At 39.1% G+C, this 17,799-nt stretch carries 16 protein-coding genes and 1 pseudogene; 12 read left to right on the top strand and 5 right to left on the bottom strand.

What is annotated here, in order from left to right; translation table 11 throughout:
* Window positions 1-15: 15 nt before the first annotated feature.
* On the bottom strand, window positions 16-792 hold the full coding sequence (locus ACXM0J_RS05915) for an aldolase (RefSeq protein WP_086265368.1): 777 nt from the start codon (window positions 790-792) through the stop codon (window positions 16-18).
* Window positions 793-903: 111 nt separating this feature from the next.
* On the opposite strand from ACXM0J_RS05915, the gene pdxR reads away from it, so the two are divergent.
* A complete protein-coding gene (pdxR, locus tag ACXM0J_RS05910; RefSeq protein WP_086265367.1) occupies window positions 904-2,337 on the top strand; it encodes a MocR-like pyridoxine biosynthesis transcription factor PdxR in 1,434 nt (477 codons plus the stop codon).
* Window positions 2,338-2,351: 14 nt separating this feature from the next.
* Here pdxR and ACXM0J_RS05905 read toward each other — a convergent pair.
* Window positions 2,352-3,002 (bottom strand): annotated as a pseudogene (locus ACXM0J_RS05905) (ATP-binding protein); the annotation flags it as partial.
* Between the two features lie 114 nt (window positions 3,003-3,116).
* Between ACXM0J_RS05905 and ACXM0J_RS05900 the strand changes: the two are divergent.
* The 6 genes from ACXM0J_RS05900 to ACXM0J_RS05875 all read left to right on the top strand — a co-directional run bounded on the left by ACXM0J_RS05900 (window position 3,117) and on the right by ACXM0J_RS05875 (window position 9,798).
* Window positions 3,117-3,815: a heteromeric transposase endonuclease subunit TnsA gene (locus ACXM0J_RS05900; RefSeq protein WP_001064759.1), complete on the top strand. Its 699-nt coding sequence runs from the start codon at window positions 3,117-3,119 to the stop codon at window positions 3,813-3,815.
* Entirely contained in the window at window positions 3,808-5,697 is a 1,890-nt protein-coding gene (locus tag ACXM0J_RS05895; protein ID WP_000999878.1) for a Mu transposase C-terminal domain-containing protein, read from the top strand. Before ACXM0J_RS05900 ends, ACXM0J_RS05895 begins: the two co-directional genes overlap by 8 nt.
* The gene (locus ACXM0J_RS05890; protein ID WP_000073961.1) at window positions 5,694-6,545 is read left to right on the top strand and encodes a TniB family NTP-binding protein; all 852 of its coding nucleotides are present in this window, start codon (window positions 5,694-5,696) and stop codon (window positions 6,543-6,545) included. The genes ACXM0J_RS05895 and ACXM0J_RS05890 overlap by 4 nt, the downstream gene beginning before the upstream one ends.
* Before the next feature lie 19 nt (window positions 6,546-6,564).
* The gene (locus ACXM0J_RS05885; protein ID WP_000622362.1) at window positions 6,565-7,656 is read left to right on the top strand and encodes a TniQ family protein; all 1,092 of its coding nucleotides are present in this window, start codon (window positions 6,565-6,567) and stop codon (window positions 7,654-7,656) included.
* A gap of 19 nt (window positions 7,657-7,675) precedes the next feature.
* Window positions 7,676-9,091: a hypothetical protein gene (locus ACXM0J_RS05880; protein WP_004777765.1), complete on the top strand. Its 1,416-nt coding sequence runs from the start codon at window positions 7,676-7,678 to the stop codon at window positions 9,089-9,091.
* Between the two features lie 68 nt (window positions 9,092-9,159).
* Window positions 9,160-9,798: a Cap15 family cyclic dinucleotide receptor domain-containing protein gene (locus ACXM0J_RS05875; protein WP_000530048.1), complete on the top strand. Its 639-nt coding sequence runs from the start codon at window positions 9,160-9,162 to the stop codon at window positions 9,796-9,798.
* On the opposite strand, the gene ACXM0J_RS05870 is transcribed toward ACXM0J_RS05875, so the two are convergent.
* Window positions 9,787-10,890: a nucleotidyltransferase family protein gene (locus ACXM0J_RS05870; protein ID WP_001289337.1), complete on the bottom strand. Its 1,104-nt coding sequence runs from the start codon at window positions 10,888-10,890 to the stop codon at window positions 9,787-9,789. The genes ACXM0J_RS05875 and ACXM0J_RS05870 overlap by 12 nt on opposite strands.
* 488 nt (window positions 10,891-11,378) lie before the next feature.
* Between ACXM0J_RS05870 and copM the strand changes: the two genes are divergently transcribed.
* The 3 genes from copM to ACXM0J_RS05855 all read left to right on the top strand — a co-directional run bounded on the left by copM (window position 11,379) and on the right by ACXM0J_RS05855 (window position 12,757).
* A complete protein-coding gene (gene copM, locus ACXM0J_RS05865) occupies window positions 11,379-12,059 on the top strand; it encodes a CopM family metallochaperone (protein WP_000680279.1) in 681 nt (226 codons plus the stop codon).
* Window positions 12,060-12,149: 90 nt separating this feature from the next.
* Complete coding sequence (gene fdx / locus ACXM0J_RS05860) at window positions 12,150-12,488, top strand: ISC system 2Fe-2S type ferredoxin (protein WP_001124186.1); 339 nt, start codon at window positions 12,150-12,152, stop codon at window positions 12,486-12,488.
* 80 nt (window positions 12,489-12,568) lie between these two features.
* Window positions 12,569-12,757, top strand: coding sequence for a heavy-metal-associated domain-containing protein (locus ACXM0J_RS05855; RefSeq protein WP_000394310.1), 189 nt, complete (start codon window positions 12,569-12,571; stop codon window positions 12,755-12,757).
* Between the two features lie 212 nt (window positions 12,758-12,969).
* On the opposite strand, the gene cueR is transcribed toward ACXM0J_RS05855, so the two are convergent.
* The gene (gene cueR, locus ACXM0J_RS05850; protein WP_001020605.1) at window positions 12,970-13,428 is read right to left on the bottom strand and encodes a Cu(I)-responsive transcriptional regulator; all 459 of its coding nucleotides are present in this window, start codon (window positions 13,426-13,428) and stop codon (window positions 12,970-12,972) included.
* Window positions 13,429-13,438: 10 nt separating this feature from the next.
* A complete protein-coding gene (locus tag ACXM0J_RS05845; RefSeq protein ID WP_000536249.1) occupies window positions 13,439-15,925 on the bottom strand; it encodes a heavy metal translocating P-type ATPase in 2,487 nt (828 codons plus the stop codon).
* 121 nt (window positions 15,926-16,046) lie between these two features.
* Here ACXM0J_RS05845 and ACXM0J_RS05840 point away from each other — a divergent pair, with 121 nt between their 5' ends.
* Both ACXM0J_RS05840 and ACXM0J_RS05835 read left to right on the top strand, forming a co-directional pair.
* Window positions 16,047-16,355, top strand: coding sequence for an ArsR/SmtB family transcription factor (locus ACXM0J_RS05840; RefSeq protein WP_000008556.1), 309 nt, complete (start codon window positions 16,047-16,049; stop codon window positions 16,353-16,355).
* Between the two features lie 262 nt (window positions 16,356-16,617).
* Window positions 16,618-17,799, top strand: coding sequence for an efflux RND transporter periplasmic adaptor subunit (locus ACXM0J_RS05835; RefSeq protein ID WP_086265365.1), 1,182 nt, complete (start codon window positions 16,618-16,620; stop codon window positions 17,797-17,799).

Below are 17,799 nucleotides of genomic sequence, written 5' to 3'. Positions count from 1 at the left end.
GATTGAGGTCTCTTTTTAAATACAGTCAGAATGTTTTTTCAAAGCTTTACGTGCGTAGTAAGCAAAGTTCACTTTGTTGCGTTTATCGGTAGAAACCCAGTCATGAGCTTCTGTTGCTAAAGCATGAGGGATGGGCTGGATTTGTCCGGCAGACATGGCTAGCAGTTGCAGTTGAGCTGCACGTTCAATTAAAAGCGCCAAGTTGCAGGCTTCTTCAATGGTTTTTCCTGTAACCAGTTGTCCATGGTGAGACAACAAAACAGCACGGTTTTTACCCAAAGCAGAAGAAATCAAAATACCTTCTTCATTGCCCACAGGAACTCCCGGCCAGTGGCCTATAAAGGAGCAGTCTTCGTAAAGTGCGCAAACGTCCATTTGGGAAATCATGAGTGGAATCTGAAGCATGGAGAGAGCAGCAACATGGGTAGGATGCGTATGGATAATGCAGTTCACTTCTGGATGTTCTTTATAAATCCATGTGTGAAAACGATTGGCTGGGTTTGTCATTCCTTCTTGATTGATTGGTTCTAAGTCTTGATTCACTTCAAGTAAGTTTGAAGCAGTAATTTCATCAAAACCTAAACCGAAACGTTGGGTAATAAAGGTTTCTTTATTTTCACTACGGCATGTAATTTGACCTGCCAAACCAGCATCATGACCATGATCAAATAAAATACGACAAGTGAGTGCAAGCTTTTGACGATCACTTAAATCTGTGTCGCTAATCCACTTTTGCATGTCGTGCTGTGCGTGTTGCATGAGGTCTTGTTTGTTTACAGAAGCAGTCTTCATCTCTTCTCCAGTCCAGTTGACCAAATTAAGTAGGTGAAGGCAGAATAGAAAACAACTGGATGAATCAATACATCCAGTTTTCATAAGTTATATGGTCCAGATGGGGCGAATATGCTAAGACCTTGGCAAGTACATTTTCGTATCGATGAAAGAGAAGAAAAAACGGTTTTTCTAAAGCTTACTAACCTAATTAGTCAGGAAATTTTAAGTGGCCGTTTAGTGCAGGGGACTATGCTGCCCGGGTCTCGTAGCTTGTCAAAAGAACTAGAAATTAATCGAAAAACCGTACAAGCAGTTTACGAAGAATTAGAAGCACAAGGTTGGCTTGTGACTCGTCCCCGAAAAGGTACATTTGTAGCGGATGTTTTGCCGGAAAAACAGCTTCAAATAGAGCCAGTATCTGAACGAAAAGTTAATGATAAACCAATCATTCAAGAAGTGATTCAACCTCCACATAACGATGGTGTGCCAGATCCACGGCTTATTCCCTACGAACTATTTTCACGGGCCTATCGTCATGCACTGATTAAAATTACACAAAACCAGTACATGGGATATGGTGATCCACGAGGTATGGTTGAGCTAAGACAGGCTTTACAACAAATGTTGTCGATGGAACGTTTTATGAATGTTGCCGAAGATGAGATTTGTATTGTGCGTGGTAGCCAGATGGGAATTTTTCTTGCCTCTCGAGCATTACCCAATCGGCAGGGTGTGATCGTTATTGAGGAATTATATTATCCATCTGCTTTTAAAGCATTTCAGTCAAATGGCTTTCAAGTGGTTTCTGTTAAATTAGATGAACAAGGTATTGTCATTGAAGATTTAGAACGGATTTTACAAGAACATCCCGTAGCTGCCATTTATACAACTCCGCATCATCAATATCCTACAACTGTCACAATGCCAATGAATCGTCGTCTTCAACTCTTAGAGCTTTCAAAAAAAAGGGGCTTTTATATTATTGAAGACGACTATGACCACGAATTCCATTATGACAGCCGGCCTATGCCACCCTTAGCAAGTTTGCCTCATTCTGAATTGGTTATTCATGTAGGTTCATTGTCTAAAGTTTTTGCACCCGGCGTCCGATTGGGATATATGGTAGCGTCTCCAATAATCATTCAATCCATTACTGAAGATATTTTAGTGATTGATCGCCAAGGAAATAATATTACGGAACTTGCGTTAGCGGACTTAATGCAGCGAGGTGAAATAAAACGACACATCCGCAAAATGAAAAAGATATATCAGCTACGCCGTGACCATGCATTAAATGAGTTCCGTCGAGTTTTTGCAGAGAGTGTGCAGATACAACCACCTGCAGGTGGAATGGCTTTGTGGGGGAAGTTCCAGAAACCATTTACTCAAGATCAGCTTATAAAATTAAAAGAACTCAACATTGATACAGAGCATAAGTTTAAACAAATCGAGTCTTCTAATTGTTGTATTCGTTTTGGTTTTGCTGCTCTATCAGAGAAAGAAATTACTTCCTTAATTGAGACCTTAAATGAAGCTCTTAATAAAAGAACAGCGGACTCATAATCCGCTGTTTTATTTTAAGAATGATTACCTCGATAAGAGAGTGCTTCTGTAAGATGAGAACTTTGAATGACCTCACTTTGAGCCAAATCGGCAATGGTACGAGCAACTCTTAAAACACGATGATAAGCACGAGCCGACAGATTCAAACGTTGCTGAGCCATTTCAATCATTCGTTGAGAAGTACTATCAAGTACAGCATATTGCTCGAGTTGTTTCGGTGAAAGTGCTTGATTTAAACAATCTTGTCTTTGCATTTGTTGTTCATAAGCATAAATCACACGTTGCCGTACAGTTGTAGAGTCTTCAGCAGGCGTTGGATCTTGCAGTTCCTGAGCTTTTAAAGGAGGTACATCAATATGCAAATCGATACGGTCAAGTAATGGCCCTGATATACGGTTTTGATAGCGCTTAATACTCTCTGGTGAGCATTGGCAACGGCTGTCTTGATTAAACGCATAACCACATGGACAAGGATTCATTGCTGCAATGAGCTGAAAGTTTGCAGGATAGGTAATTTGCCGAGCTGCACGTGAAATAATGATTTCTTTTGATTCAAGTGGCTGACGTAAGACTTCTAGCACTTTTCTGTCAAACTCGGGGAGTTCATCTAAAAACAAAACCCCTAAATGAGATAAAGTAATTTCACCCGGTTTAGGATGTGAGCCGCTGTTATTTACAAAGAACTATGCGACAATATAAGCTAGGGTCAAAGACTTAGACCACCTTTTATAAAGAACTATGCGACAAATTTTATAAAGAACTATGCAACGGAACCTAGAATGAACAATCAATCATGCGACACCGTTAACATCGTACCAGCTCGAAGAAAAATTGGTAATACACGTATCAGTGTATCTGGTTTATATCCTTTTAAAAAAGATTCCGCAGTTGCCTTTGAATCAACTCTTGAACGGGATTTCCTTATTCGATTAGAGGTTGATCCCAATGTTCTTGCTGTTGAGTCTCAACCATTTACCATTGAGTATTTTGATAATGGACAGAAACGAGTTTACACCCCTGACTACCTAGTAACTTATAAGCATAATGATTTTATTCCATTTATTGCACCTAAACTGGTTGAAGTAAAACCTACAGATGAATTGCAACTTAATTTGCATCTATGGAAAGCTAGATATCGTGCTGCCATGAGGGTATGCAAAGAAGAGGGTTGGAAATTTCATATTGCACATGAGGGGCGTATTCGGGACCAGTTATGGTCGAATGCCATGTTTTTACAAAAGTACCGAAAGATGGAATTTCCCCCTGCTGATTCAAAGCACTTATTGGATTATGTGAGAGATCGAGGAGCAGTAACTTTTGAGACTCTATTAGCCAGACATTTTCTTGGAAAATGGGACAGAGCCAATGGAATTAGTCAAATCTGGTATTTAGTTGCTCATGGTTATCTGGTTTGCGATTTAAGTATGCCTTTACAGCCATCTACTGAACTTTGGGTAAATGGGAGTTGTCATGAATGATAGACGTGTGAATATCAAAATAGCTGCTGGGGAGCCGGTTCAGATAAAAGGGATTCCCCATACGATTATTGAAGTCATTGACCTAAAATCGGTTTTTGTTGAAAACAATAATACTGGCAGGAAAAGTATCGCGGCTATCAGTGAATTAAGGCCATCAATAGCTGTGGAACAGTATGAAGATCTAGAGCTCATCGCTGATAAAGACTGGATTGAGGCTGAAAGACGTTTCAACATCATCCGACCTTTCATTGAGGGAGGCGTGAGTGGTCGTAAGGAAGTAGAGTTACGAGCCCAAGAACATGATATTAATCCAGCCACTATCTATAGATGGTTAAAAATCTATAAGGCATATGGAACTATTGATGGATTGCGGCCCAGAAAAGAGGGATTGCCACAAGGCAAGAAGATAATTAATAAACATGCTGAAGCAATCATTGAAAAAGCCATCAAGGATTTATACCTAACTAATCAAAGAATAAGTGTTCAAAAAGTTGTACTTGAAGTGAAACGCTTATGTCATGAATACCATATCCTAGAGGTGCCTCATGCCAATACAGTAAGAAATCGTATTGCAGCGATTAGCCAGAGAGACTCTCTTCGTAAGAGGGGACATAAGGAAAAGGCCGATAACAAATTTACACCTGCCGCAGGGAAATTCCCTCATGCTGATTATCCACTTGCCGTCGTACAGATTGACCATACGCCTGTTGATCTTATTCTGGTTGATGATTTTAGCAGGTGTCCTATAGGACGACCTTTTCTTACGTTGGCAATTGATGTGCGTTCAAGGGTAGTTGTGGGATATTACTTATCATTAGATGCCCCCTCTGTTATGTCTATTGCAATGAGCGTTTCTCAAGCTGTACTGCCCAAAGAGAAATGGCTAGCTTCGCGCAAGATTCAAGCTGAATGGCCTGTCTGGGGAATTATGAACACCATTCATGTCGATAATGGACCTGAGTTTCACTCAGAAACTTTCAGAAATGCTTGTATGGCACATGATATTCGTCTGGAATACCGACCAGTTAAAAAACCACGTTTTGGCGGGCACATTGAACGTTTGATGGGAACATTTGCAACCGATATTCACGCAGTTCCAGGAACAACTTTTTCAAATATTTTTGAAAGAAAAGGCTATAACTCAGATGCGGAAGCAGTTTTCACATTCTCCGAATTTGAGGACTGGCTGATTGATTTTATCTGTAATGTTTACCACAAAAGGAAACACTCTGCTTTAGGTACTTCTCCACTACATGCTTTTGAGTTAGGTATCTTTGGTGATAAAAACACGTTAGGTTCTGGGGCTGCTAGATTGCCTGCAAATGATCATAATTTCTTTCTTGATTTTCTACCAAGTTTTGAAAGGACGATTCAAACAACAGGTGTAACAATTGATGGTCTTGCTTATTATGCTGATGTACTAAGAGGTTGGATTAATGCTGTAGACCCTGATAATCAAAAGGAAAAACGTAAATTTATCTTTAGGCGTGATCCAAGAAATATTAGTGAGATATGGTTCTTTGATCCCGAAATCAAAAATTATTTTAAGGTTCCTTTAGCGGATCAAAGTATTCCACCATTTAGTATTTGGGAACACAAAAAGATTCAGGAACTGAAAAAGGAAACTGGCGAATATCTAAAAGATCATGAACTTGGACAGGCTCTAGCTAAACTTCGGGAGCGTGTTCAGGAGGCAAGTACTAAAACTCGACGGGCTCGCAGATCACATCAGCGCAGTACCCAACATCAACAGAGTGTTAACCCTGCTTCAATTCAGGGCAAAAAACCTCAACAAGAGAGTACGATTTTGGAGCAACAGCTTGAAAACGTATATGGTTTATTGCCTCTCGATGAGCTGGAAAATGATGAGGATATTTCATGAGTAACTATTCACATGTTTTTCAAGAGTTTCGCCCTATTGTGGAACAGTCTAATGAGGACAGACTCTACTTCCTGGAAGAGGACCGATGGATTGGGTATCCAGCAGCCAATGACTTGTTAGACCAATTGAAAGGATTCCTGACACTTCCTAAGCGGAGCCGTATGCCCAACTTACTGGTATTGAGTAAGCCAAATAATGGTAAAACCTCAATTATTAACCAGTTCTTTAAGCTGTATGGGGAGGGTTATGTCAATGCAGAAAATAATGCAGTAAAACCTGTAATCATTGTACAGGCACCTGTTTCCCCTGATGAAAAAGCTCTGTATATGGCTATTCTTGATAAGTTCTGGGTTCCTTTTCGAGAAAGAGATCCCGTTGCGAAGCTACGTTACCAAGTGGTCCATTGCCTTAAACTTTATGAGGTAAAGCTCCTCATTATCGACGAAATGAATTCTCTATTATGTGGCAGTCCGATTAAGCAAAGAACAGTAATGAATGCGATTAAGTATTTGTGTAATGAAACACAGATACCCATTGTTGGGTTTGGTACAGAAGAAGCAATTAGTGTTCTGCGTACTGATCCACAGCATGTCAGCCGTTTTCGTGTGGTTAATTTACCCTTATGGAAACTAGATAAAGACTTTCAAGCTATGGTAAATAAATTTGAGAAAGTTCTTCCCCTCAAACAGGCTTCAAAACTGGCTGAACCAGCAACAGTAAAATATCTGCATGATATTACAGATGGAAACTTAGGTAATCTGCGAACGATTTTACGGGACGCCGCAAAGAAAGCTGTTGTTTCTGGTCAGGAGTTTATCGACCGTAGCTTGCTAGAAAGTGTGAAATAAGCAATGTGGAGGACTAGGTATGATAAGTGCAACAGAAATCCATTCATGGTTTATTCCCACGGACTTAAAGCAAGATGAGGCATTATCTTCTTGGTTGATACGTGCCGCACTTGACAGTGGTTGTGACCCATTAAGTTTAACTGGAGTACTTTGGCCCAAATGGCGAATCTGGTCTGTAGATGTAGATCGTGGTTTAAGTGCAGAGCAAGTACAGGTATTGATCAATACGACAAAAATTGATGAAAGCCAATTTAATTCTGCTACGCTTCGCAATTTTTTAATTAAATATAATCTGGATAATCAAACTCTTGATGCATGGTACTTGGTATTAGGTACAAGAAACCGTAAGCATCGAGGTGGCTGGCAATATTGTCCTGAGTGTCTATCTGAGGATAATGTTGCCTATTTCCGTCTGCCTTGGCGTTTTGCCTGGCATACAGGTTGTATAAAACATAATCAGCATTTACATGATCAATGTCCTCATTGCCATAATGCTATTCAACCTAGACGTCTTGAAGCCCCTGATCAGGTTATGACTTGCTGTTCAATATGTAAAAAAAGTCTATTGGAGGTTAATAAAAGCCTTGTGGATTGTCATGCCTTGGCATTCCAAAAAATCTTTGATCAATTCCTGGAACAAGGCTGTGCAACCTATCAAGACAAGTTGATTTCAGTAACTGATTGGTTAACGGTGATTAAGTTATTTTCACAATTTATTAGAAAAGCTTTAGCTGGCTCAGTAAATGGAAAAGGATGGGCTTTTCTTGAACAACTCAGAATTCAGGTGCCCCATCCTGAGCTTATATCGAATGGATTGGCTGTTAACCAACTTCCAGTTACCGAGAGAGAACGGCTATTTTCCTGTATTTATCAATTACTCATTATTCCCCAGGAAAAGTTTATTGAAACAGCAAAATCTTTAAATATGAACAGGTCTTCATTTTGGGATAAGAGAAACCAGTTGCCAGCCATATTAAGGCCTGTTGAAGAACAATTAGGCTCGATTTATCGGAACTACCCTCCAAAGAGAGCATTGGTAGCTACCTTTAAACCTAAAAGTAAGGAGACTGTAATACGCAAGTTTTTAAGATTAAAAAGAAAACTAGGGTAACTTTTGGGGGGACAACACCATGCCTCAGTGTGATGAATGTGGTGATGCGGTTGAAAAGATACACCGACTTTATAAACAGCGTAACTATTGCCATAAGTGCTATGTACGAGTTTTTAAAAAACAGGATTGTCCGTCGTGTGGTAAAAGTTCCAGATTATATAAAGCTGATAACTTGGCCGTTTGCCAACAATGTGAAACCAATAGACCTTGCATTAGATGTCAGCGTATTGATTACCCTATAGGAAAAATAACGGAGCAAGGCCCTGTTTGTAATAGTTGTTCAGTTTATTTTAGAGAGTTTCAAGCTTGTGAACGGTGTGGTGTGACATCACAACGCTTATCTCGTATCAGCCGTTTTGGAGATAATTTAAGAGTTTGCCCAAAGTGTGCAACCCGTGATTACCAGACATGCCAAAGTTGTAGAAGATATAGGTTGATTGAACAGGATGTTGTGTCAGGCAAAATGCTTTGTAAGAAATGTTTGACCTGTCCACCACTTCAATGTCTAACTTGCCAGCAACAGATTCCTGCTGGATATGGGAAATACTGTGAATTATGTACATGGCGAAGAATATTGGGGAATAGGATTAAGGAACTGGTTAATACATTAGTAAATCCAAGCCTCAAAGGTTACTTTAAAGATTATATGAATTGGCTTGATCATGAGGTTGGACCGCATAAGGCTGCATTACTAATTCGTAAACATATTCATTTTTTTGAAAAGACCAGTGATCTTTGGGGAGATCAGATCCCAGACAATGACTCTTTATTACATAGACTAAGAACAAGTGGTTTACGCAAATATGAGCTGCCCATCCGGTGGTTGGTTGCAGTACATCACCTGCATATAGATACCCAATCTAAAGGCCACTGTTCTGAATTTGACCAACTGAGAAAACTGGCGAACTCATGTCCTGGTTCATCGCTTTCAGCCCAAATTCTTCAGAACTATTATCAGGTTTTAATAAATAAAATGGATTTAGGGAAAACGAGTATACGTTCTGCCCGTTTAGCCATGAAACCAGCATCTGCTTTAATGCTGTTGGTAAGTCAATCACGATTAGATTTACCAACAATGTGGCATGTAAAATATTACTTATTTAAGTCCCCTGGACAAGCTTGCGCTATTGTTGGCTTTCTTAATTTTTTAAACAAGAATTATGATACGAACCTTGATACGTCATGGGTACTAGATGAAAAAATAACAGAAAAAAGTAATATGAAGAAACTGGAAAAACAATTGTTGGCCATCATGAAAGCCCCAGAGGAAAATTTTAATGAACTAGAGTGGATAAAGTTAGGATTGATGTATTTTCATAATTTGGATAAATCCTTTTTTAATCAAATGGATAGTATTAATTACAGGGGGCTGAATGATGGCTTTGAAGTGAGGTTTGGTGATCAGCAATATTGGATACCTAAATTGCTTGTATAACTGGACCATATAACGCTAATGTAGCTACATAAAGTTAAAACTGAATTTTGGGCTTCCAGAGGGTATGTATGGGGCAATTAGGTCATGAATATTGTGTTCATAATGGATTCAATAGGTCTCATGCAGGGAAATATGTTTATTCACTTGCTACGTTTATATCTTGGATATTGATTTACTTTTTACTGAAGTTCTTGGGTGGATTGTCTCCTTATTGGAATGTCATCATTTCTAGTGCTATCACTGCTTTATTATTTCTTACTTTTTATTTTCTATTTGATAAATGGATATGGAAAACAGGTTTATTTTTCAAGATTCTGAAATATCCTGATATTTCGGGAGAATGGTCATGTAAAGGTATCTCTGATTACCAAGAAGAAAATTCTGAAATGATTAAGCACAATAGAGAGTGGATTGGAAAAGTAACAATTTTACAAAGTTGGGATAAAGTAAGAATCAGATTAGAAACAGAATTTTCCACATCTGACAGTATTTCTGCTGCAATTATTTATGACGAAATTGAAGAATACAAAGTTCTTTATAGTTATGAAAACAAACCAAAAGATTTAGATCATGAAGAGTTACGTATCCATCGAGGATTTGTAGAGCTGACACTTCATAAAGACAATAAAAGTGCCAGTGCTAAATATTATAATGTTACTGGTCGAAGAACCATGGGAACAATGTTATGGGAAAAATTAGATAACTAATGGATAAGAGCCAATGGTTTCGTCATATAGGTAACCCAAATCTTTACGTATTTCCGTAACGAGTTTATCTAAGGCAATGCTCATTGTTGTGAGAGAGGTTTCTTTCTGATAACTATCAAATATTTTTCTGGTCATATCAGGTGTATATAAGCTATTTCTATAGTTTGGGTTATGATACAGATAATCAAAAAATCTTTTTGTTTCAAGAACTATTGCTAAAGCATTTGTTCTACCTTTCTTTAAATTTTCTAGATTGGAATGATACATAATAGAGGCTAGATCAAAACTACTTAAGTAAATTACTTTGCCCTCTTCAACTAAATCGGCTTTTATTGTTTTACAAAGGCGGATAGATTTTTTCAATCCTCCATCAGCATAGTATTTACATTTGTAATCTATATAAAAAATATGCTTGAAAGGTAAGTTCATCAATGTAGTAGGAGTTTTATTATCTAGAATATTGACTCCTCTTAAATAAAGGTGCTTTTGTTGTTGGTACTCATATGTTTCTACCCAATGAGAGGGTACAACATCTACATCCCGAGGAAGTGATCCACCTGTTAAAGTTATAGATTTAGCACCAGTAGTATCAATTGTTACGGCAGGATATGCTTGTCTTAATTCATAAGTGCACGCGTTCCTGAGTTCTCTTAATATTTTTATATCATCATGACGTAAAGTACCTAAATAACCCTCTGTACGATAATGTGATTTGTTAAGTACAAGTAAATCAACATCACTTACACCTTTGATATGAATATTTAGGGGAACTGACCCTTGTAATCTGTATTCTGTGACAATGTTATGATTATTTAGTAGCCTAGGCTCTAATTGTTTTTCAATTCTTTTAGCAGTTTCAATACTGATTTCTGTGTAACGTTTACTAACTTCTTGCATTGCTCCTACTGCATAACGGATAGATGGTTTGTCTGATACAATCTGCCATTTTTCTATTGTACGTTTTAATTCATCAAACTCATTAAATGAAGTTACGCCTGCTGTTACACTATCAAAAGCATTGTATGTAAGGTCAGTACCTTTTCGTCTTTTCTCTAATCTGTTCAATCTTTTATAAAAATCAATTTCAGACATTGTGAAACTCAAAAAATAGTAGTTATGGTTAAAATAATTATACCTTAATAATTATTTTAAGGTTTTAATAAATAAGGTTTTATTGTCATAAATGCTCAAATTTAAGATGGGAAGTAAGATAATTTTTAAGTATAAAGTTTGAGAATGTTTGTAGTCTTTTGTAGTGCATCCAATAGTCAAATAAATAATTGTGAAACCATGAAGACACATATCACATTGATATTTATATAAAAATATTATTTGTGATTGGAGGTGATTTTTTTAATTCTATTGATTATTGTGACTCACTACGGAGTTAATTGTCTTTAAGTATTTGTTTTTAATTGTTTTATTCTTTTAATTATTTTTATTTGATTAGGTGTTGACCTTACCATAATTGGAAAGAATAGAGTTGCTACATCAAGGGTAATGATGTACCTGATATGAAAGAATAACTTCCGAGCTTATTACCCATTATTTTTTCATAATTGTAGTAAGAGGATAACTCCATGAAACACTTTGTTCCAATGTTAATGATCGGTGCGATTGTATTTAGTGCGGGGTGTTCCTCTTCTGACGCTCCAAAGGAAAATTCAATGAGTGAGAATAAACATGAAAGCCATTCAATGCACCATGATATGAATGGTTCAGCTAAAACAGATAATCCATCTACAAATGCCTATATGGAAGTAAATACTCGTATGCACAGCGGAATGGGTATTGATTTCACGGGAAATGCAGATACTGACTTTATGTTGGGTATGATTCCTCACCATCAGGGTGCGGTTGATATGGCAAAAGTAGTTCTTCAATACGGTTCTGATCCAGAAGTGCGTCAGCTTGCCGAGAACGTTATCTCTGCCCAAGAGTCAGAAATCAAGATGATGAATGAATGGTTGGCAAAAAACAAAAATCATTCTGGCAGCAAAAATGAAGATAGCCCATCAACTCAAGCATATATTAAGATCAATGATGAAATGCACGCAGATATGATGGTTCCATTTACAGGAAATGCTGATGTTGATTTCATGAGAGGCATGATCCCCCATCATCAAGGTGCAATTGATATGGCAAAAGTAGTTCTTCAATATGGTTCTGATCCAGAAGTACGCCAGCTTGCTGAAGATGTTATCTCTGCCCAGGAATCAGAAATCAAGATGATGAATGAATGGTTAAGTAAACATAAGTAGATACTTCTCTATTCGATATTCTTTTAAATGAGGGGCTTTTTAAAGCCCCTTGTTTTATCTATAAATTTGATGAATTGAGGATTATGTTATATGCCAAAAATTATAGTTATTCCGCATGAAAAGATTTGTCCAGAGGGTGCGGAACTTGAAATTGAAAGCGGAAGTAATTTATGTCGAAGTTTATTGGATCATGGCATTCCCATAGAACATGCCTGCGATTTATCAGGTGCATGTACAACATGCCATGTTGTTCTGAAAAAAGGGTTCGACAGTTTAGAAGAAATGGATGATGTAGAGGCGGACTTACTGGATCGTGCCTGGGGGCTTACGGCCCAATCAAGACTATCTTGCCAGGTTAAGGTCCAAGATGAAAACTTGGAGGTAGAAATACCTAAGTACACAGTCAATTATATATCTGAGGGACATTAATTTTACTTTTAATGCTTGACCTTACAATTATGGCAAGGTTTATATTAAACACATCCTGAATAGTAATAGTGGAGTTAAATATGGAATTTCATGTTGAAGATATGACTTGTGGTGGCTGTGCCCGTGGTGTAACCAGAGCAATTCAAGCAATAGATGCCAATGCAAAGGTCATCACCGAACCACCCAATCGTAGTGTAAAAGTTGAAACAACTGCAACACAGCAGCAAATCGTTGAGGCTTTAACCGAGGCTGGTTTTCCTCCTCGTTAAAAACGGACGAAATGATAAAGCGACTCTCTATTGAGTCGCTTTTTTGTGGGCAATGAATTATAAGCTCAATATTTAGGAATGTTTGTGATGTTAAATTAGCAGTTATTTGACAATGTAAGTATCTAAAAGAAATGACATATTTTAGTTCATAGTTATAAATATAAAAAATAGGGAGAAGTAAAATTAATTTTACTTCTCCCTATATCCTATTGCTATTTCTTTCGGGTTAAAGGTGAAACGGAAAGCAGGTCGTTATGATGGTGAACGTCCTTTATTTCATTGTGAGGTTCTTGCAAGCCTTCAAGAATCGGACAGTCGGGTCTATTATCACCAGCACAACAGTCGATTAAGTCCTTGAGGGTATTCGCCATTTGCTGTAGGTCATTGATACGTTCTTCCAGCTTTTCACTATGACCCTGAGCAAGGCGTTTGACATCAGCACTCTGTCTACCGCGGTTATTCCATAAATCAAGTAAGTCTGATATTTCTGCTACTGAAAAACCGAGTTCACGACTTCGCTTGATAAACTTTAAACGTTCAACATCATTTGCTGAGTAAGAGCGATAACCTGCATTATTACGTCCCGCAGCAGGAATTAGGCCAATCTGCTCATAATAACGAATCATCTTGGCGGTAACTCCCGAAGCTTTAGAGACTTTACCAATGTTCATCATATCCTCCTTAGCCTTGACTGACGGATGGTGGCTGGAATCGACGTAAACGTAATGCATTGCCAAGTACAAATACACTGGACAAAGCCATTGCTCCTGCTGCAAAGATTGGGGACATCAGTATTCCATAGGCTGGGTACAATATACCAGCAGCAACAGGAATCAACATGGTGTTATAGGCAAATGCCCAGAATAAGTTCTGGTGAATATTACCAATCGTTGCTTTGGACAAGGCAATCGCATTGGCAACACCTTGTAAGTTTCCTGACATTAACACGACATCGGCAGATTCAATTGCAACATCTGTACCTGTACCAATCGCAAGTCCGACATCAGCTTCAGCCAAAGCGGGTGCATCGTTAATCCCATCACCCACAAAAGCGATATTGCCGTATTTTGCTTTCAGCTCTTTAACCGCACTGACTTTACCCTCTGGTAGAACTTCAGCAATCACTTCATCAATACCCAATTGTTTGGCAATTGCCCGAGCAGTACGAGCATTGTCACCCGTCACCATTGCTACCTTGAGACCTAATTGGTGTAGAGCCTTAATCGCTGCTGGCGTTGTGGTTTTGATTGGGTCAGCAACTGCAATAATTCCTGCCAGTTCACCATCGACAGCAACATAAAGTGGTGATTTACCCTCATCACCCAGACGCTGAGCTGTGGCAACAAATGGAGCAACATCAATACCAAGTTGAACCATATAACGGTCTGCACCAATATTGATTTCTTCATTACCATTGATGGTTGCACAGACACCCATGCCTGTGACTGAATCAAACGTATCAACTTTAGGTAAAGTCAGGTTTTCACTTTTTGCCGCATCAACAATTGCTTTAGCAATCGGATGTTCAGAACGGGATTCAACAGCCGCAACCATGCCTAGGACATAATCACGCTCAAAGAATTGAGTCACTTCAAAGTCAGTCAGTACGGGATGACCCTCTGTTAATGTCCCTGTTTTATCGACTGCAACAACTTTGGCATCCTTTAACAGTTGTAAGGCTTCGCCTTTGCGGAACAGTACTCCCAACTCTGCACCACGACCTGTACCGACCATAATTGAGGTTGGTGTCGCCAATCCCATTGCACAAGGACAGGCAATGATCAACACTGCCACCGCATTAACCAATGCAAAAGTTAAGGCTGGTGATGGACCAAAAATCAGCCAGACCAGGAATGTAAGCACTGCGGCAATCATCACCGCAGGTACAAACCATAAGGTCACTTTATCCACCACAGCCTGAATCGGCATTTTAGAACCCTGTGCCTGCTCAACCAAACGAATGATTTGAGCCAGCATAGTTTCGCCACCCACCGCCACAGCGGTAAAAGTCAACGTGCCATTCTGGTTAATGGTACCGCCCACTACATCACTGCCGATGCCTTTTTCCACAGGGATTGGTTCACCTGTAATCATGGATTCATCGACAAAGCTTTTTCCATCCGTGACTTGACCATCAACAGGGATTCTTTCCCCTGGTTTTACAATGATAATGTCACCTGCAACCACTTGGTCTATTGCAATATCCACCATTTGACCATTGCGTAAAACATGGGCAGTTTTGGCTTGTAAGCTGACTAAACGCTGGATTGCTTCAGAGGTTCGCCCTTTGGCTTTTGCTTCAAGGAAACGACCCAGTAAGATTAATGCGACAATCACCGCAGCCGCTTCGTAATACACATTCACCGTTCCTGATGGGAGGATGTTTGGTATGAATGTGGCAACAATAGAAAACAAATATGCTGCTGATGTTCCCACAGCGACCAAAGAATTCATATCAGGAGCTAGACGGAATAATGCAGGAAAACCTTTCTGATAGAATCTTCGTCCTGGAATAACCAAAACCAGTGTGGTCAGTATGAATTGTAAATACCAGCTATTCTGCATCCCAATAGTTTGATCAATCAGTTGATGTACACCAGGGATAAGGTGAGATCCCATTTCCAGAATAAATACAGGTAAAGCCAACAGGGAGGCGAGAATCAAATCACGTTTAAGTTCAGCACGTTCCTGATCTTTTTTCTCAAGCTGCTCTGTCTGGTCAGGAATAGAAGCCTGAATTTCTGTGGCATCGTAACCAGCTTTATCAATTGCGGCAATCAAGGCATCGACATTTGCTGTACCACTGACCGTTGCACGCTCAGTTGCAAGATTGACATTGGCTTCTTTTACACCTGCAACGGCTTTAAGGGCTTTTTCGACACGACCTACACAACTGGCACAGGTCATGCCTTTAATTGATAATTCAATATTATTTGCAGGCACGTCATAGCCTGACTGTTCAATGGCATGAACCAGTACCTGACGATCCACAGGCTGATCAAGTACAATATCTGCACGTTCTGTCGCCAGATTGACCGAGGCTGACTGTACACCATCAACTTTTTTGAGGGCTTTTTCAACACGTCCAACACAACTGGCACATGTCATACCTTCAATTTTTAATGTAACTTTCATATTATTAGAAAGCTTATTTGTTGCTGTTCCCATAAGATATACCTATAGAGCTTATCCAGTTGCTAAGAGCATAAACCTTGCCATTATGGAAAGGTCAAGGGTAGAATATGTAAACATCTATATTTTCGCTAATGACTGGAATTTAAGTATAAATATGAGTTTTAAAGATCACCCTACAGAATTATCTCAAGAGGAGATTATGTCTTTAGCTGAAACATTTCGGCTATTGGGTGATGCTTCACGACTTAAAATTCTACTTTTTTGTATGCGTGGACCTAGTTCAGTAGGTGAAATCAGTGATGCCCTTGATTTATCCCAGTCCTTGGTCAGTCACAATCTACGTTTATTGCGTTCAGCCCGTTTAGTCAAAGGTGAACGTCAAGCTAAACAAGTCTTTTATGAAATAGATGATATTCATGTAAGTCAGGTTCTATCGGATATGGCTAAGCATATTTCAGAGTAATGTAGCAAACACTCATTTTCTTCACTCCTTTTTCTTCTTAAAAATATATACATATGATCATTTATTCATATTTGCTATTCAAGTAGCAATATTTAAGTTATTTTAGCACTAAACATATGAATGATTAAACATATGTTAATTTGTTATGTATTTTTAAGGCTGATCTGTTGACCTTCCAATTATTGGAAACTCTAGCATACAGGCAACTGCTACAGAAACCTTATTGAGAGCGTGTTGTAGCATTGCATGAAAGGTAAGCACCATGAAAAAACAAATTACAGTAATTGCTGTTGCAGTGGGGGTGGCTATATCTGGTGGTTTGCTCTACACAGCAACGAATAAACCAGATGCACCCAATTCACAAGCTGCCGCAGCTCAAATGCCAGTCCCTCAAGTTCCTGTTGCGGAAGTGATTACACGGGAACTTAACCCAACCGCAGAATATACAGGCTACTTATCAGCACCACAAAGCGTTGAAATCAAGTCCCGTGTTGGTGGTGTCATTAATAGTGTTAGTGTTCCCGAGGGCAGTTATGTTCGTAAGGGACAGGTATTATTTAAAATTGATCCTGAACCTTTTCAGGTTGCTCTGAATACAGCCCAGGCACGACTGAAAGCAGCAGAGGTTCAGTACAGCCAGGCTGTTCTGGATTTTAATCGAGCAAATAAACTGGTCGAAAGTGGTGCCGTCTCCAATAAGGTTTATGACGATGCACTGGCAACCAAAAATAACCGCCAGGCTCAGGTACAGGAAGCTCAGGCAGCCGTCAGTGCAGCGAAGCTCGATTTATCTTATACCAATATTACAGCACCGATTTCAGGACGTATTGACCGTGTTCTTGTCACCAGTGGCAACTTGATTGCAGGTGGAAATACAGGCAATGCCACAGCCTTAACCACCATCGTTTCCGTCAATCCACTGTATGTTTATTTTGACCTTGATGAAAAAACCTTTCTCAATCTAAAGGGACAAAATAAATCTGGACAATTCAACTTGCCAATCGAAATGGGATTGGCAAATACAGAAACTTATCCTTATACAGGGAAATTAAACTTTGTAAGTACTCAAATTGACCAGCGTACAGGGACGCTACGGGTTAGGGCATCTATTGCCAATGATTCAGGTGAATTAGCACCAGGTATGTTTGCCAGAGTTAAGCTGACCACTGGAAATAAACAGTCCACCATTCTGATAGATGATCAGGCGGTGGGTACAGATCAGGGCAATAATTTTGTTCTGGTTCTTGGTTCGAATAATACGGTTGAATTTAGACCTGTAACACTTGGCTCGGTCTTTGATGGATTGCGGATTATTAGCAGTGGTCTGCAAACTGGCGATAAAGTCATTATTAAGGGACTGGTTCGTCCAGGAATGCAGGTCAAGCCAAATATCATTCCAATGCAAGCCCCTGTTCCGTCTGAAAATGCTGCTCAGGGGAAATAA

The organism is Acinetobacter sp. GRABPA_MV_2 (assembly GCF_056725885.1).
This window is presented reverse-complemented; position numbering and strand designations above follow the sequence as displayed.

Coding starts and splice junctions, on each gene's coding strand:
- ACXM0J_RS05915 (WP_086265368.1), bottom strand. CDS start 792: ATGAAGACTGCTTCTGTAAACAAACAAGACCTCATGCAACACGCACAG.
- pdxR (WP_086265367.1), top strand. CDS start 904: ATGCTAAGACCTTGGCAAGTACATTTTCGTATCGATGAAAGAGAAGAA.
- ACXM0J_RS05900 (WP_001064759.1), top strand. CDS start 3,117: ATGAACAATCAATCATGCGACACCGTTAACATCGTACCAGCTCGAAGA.
- ACXM0J_RS05895 (WP_000999878.1), top strand. CDS start 3,808: ATGAATGATAGACGTGTGAATATCAAAATAGCTGCTGGGGAGCCGGTT.
- ACXM0J_RS05890 (WP_000073961.1), top strand. CDS start 5,694: ATGAGTAACTATTCACATGTTTTTCAAGAGTTTCGCCCTATTGTGGAA.
- ACXM0J_RS05885 (WP_000622362.1), top strand. CDS start 6,565: ATGATAAGTGCAACAGAAATCCATTCATGGTTTATTCCCACGGACTTA.
- ACXM0J_RS05880 (WP_004777765.1), top strand. CDS start 7,676: ATGCCTCAGTGTGATGAATGTGGTGATGCGGTTGAAAAGATACACCGA.
- ACXM0J_RS05875 (WP_000530048.1), top strand. CDS start 9,160: ATGGGGCAATTAGGTCATGAATATTGTGTTCATAATGGATTCAATAGG.
- ACXM0J_RS05870 (WP_001289337.1), bottom strand. CDS start 10,890: ATGTCTGAAATTGATTTTTATAAAAGATTGAACAGATTAGAGAAAAGA.
- copM (WP_000680279.1), top strand. CDS start 11,379: ATGAAACACTTTGTTCCAATGTTAATGATCGGTGCGATTGTATTTAGT.
- fdx (WP_001124186.1), top strand. CDS start 12,150: ATGCCAAAAATTATAGTTATTCCGCATGAAAAGATTTGTCCAGAGGGT.
- ACXM0J_RS05855 (WP_000394310.1), top strand. CDS start 12,569: ATGGAATTTCATGTTGAAGATATGACTTGTGGTGGCTGTGCCCGTGGT.
- cueR (WP_001020605.1), bottom strand. CDS start 13,428: ATGAACATTGGTAAAGTCTCTAAAGCTTCGGGAGTTACCGCCAAGATG.
- ACXM0J_RS05845 (WP_000536249.1), bottom strand. CDS start 15,925: ATGGGAACAGCAACAAATAAGCTTTCTAATAATATGAAAGTTACATTA.
- ACXM0J_RS05840 (WP_000008556.1), top strand. CDS start 16,047: ATGAGTTTTAAAGATCACCCTACAGAATTATCTCAAGAGGAGATTATG.
- ACXM0J_RS05835 (WP_086265365.1), top strand. CDS start 16,618: ATGAAAAAACAAATTACAGTAATTGCTGTTGCAGTGGGGGTGGCTATA.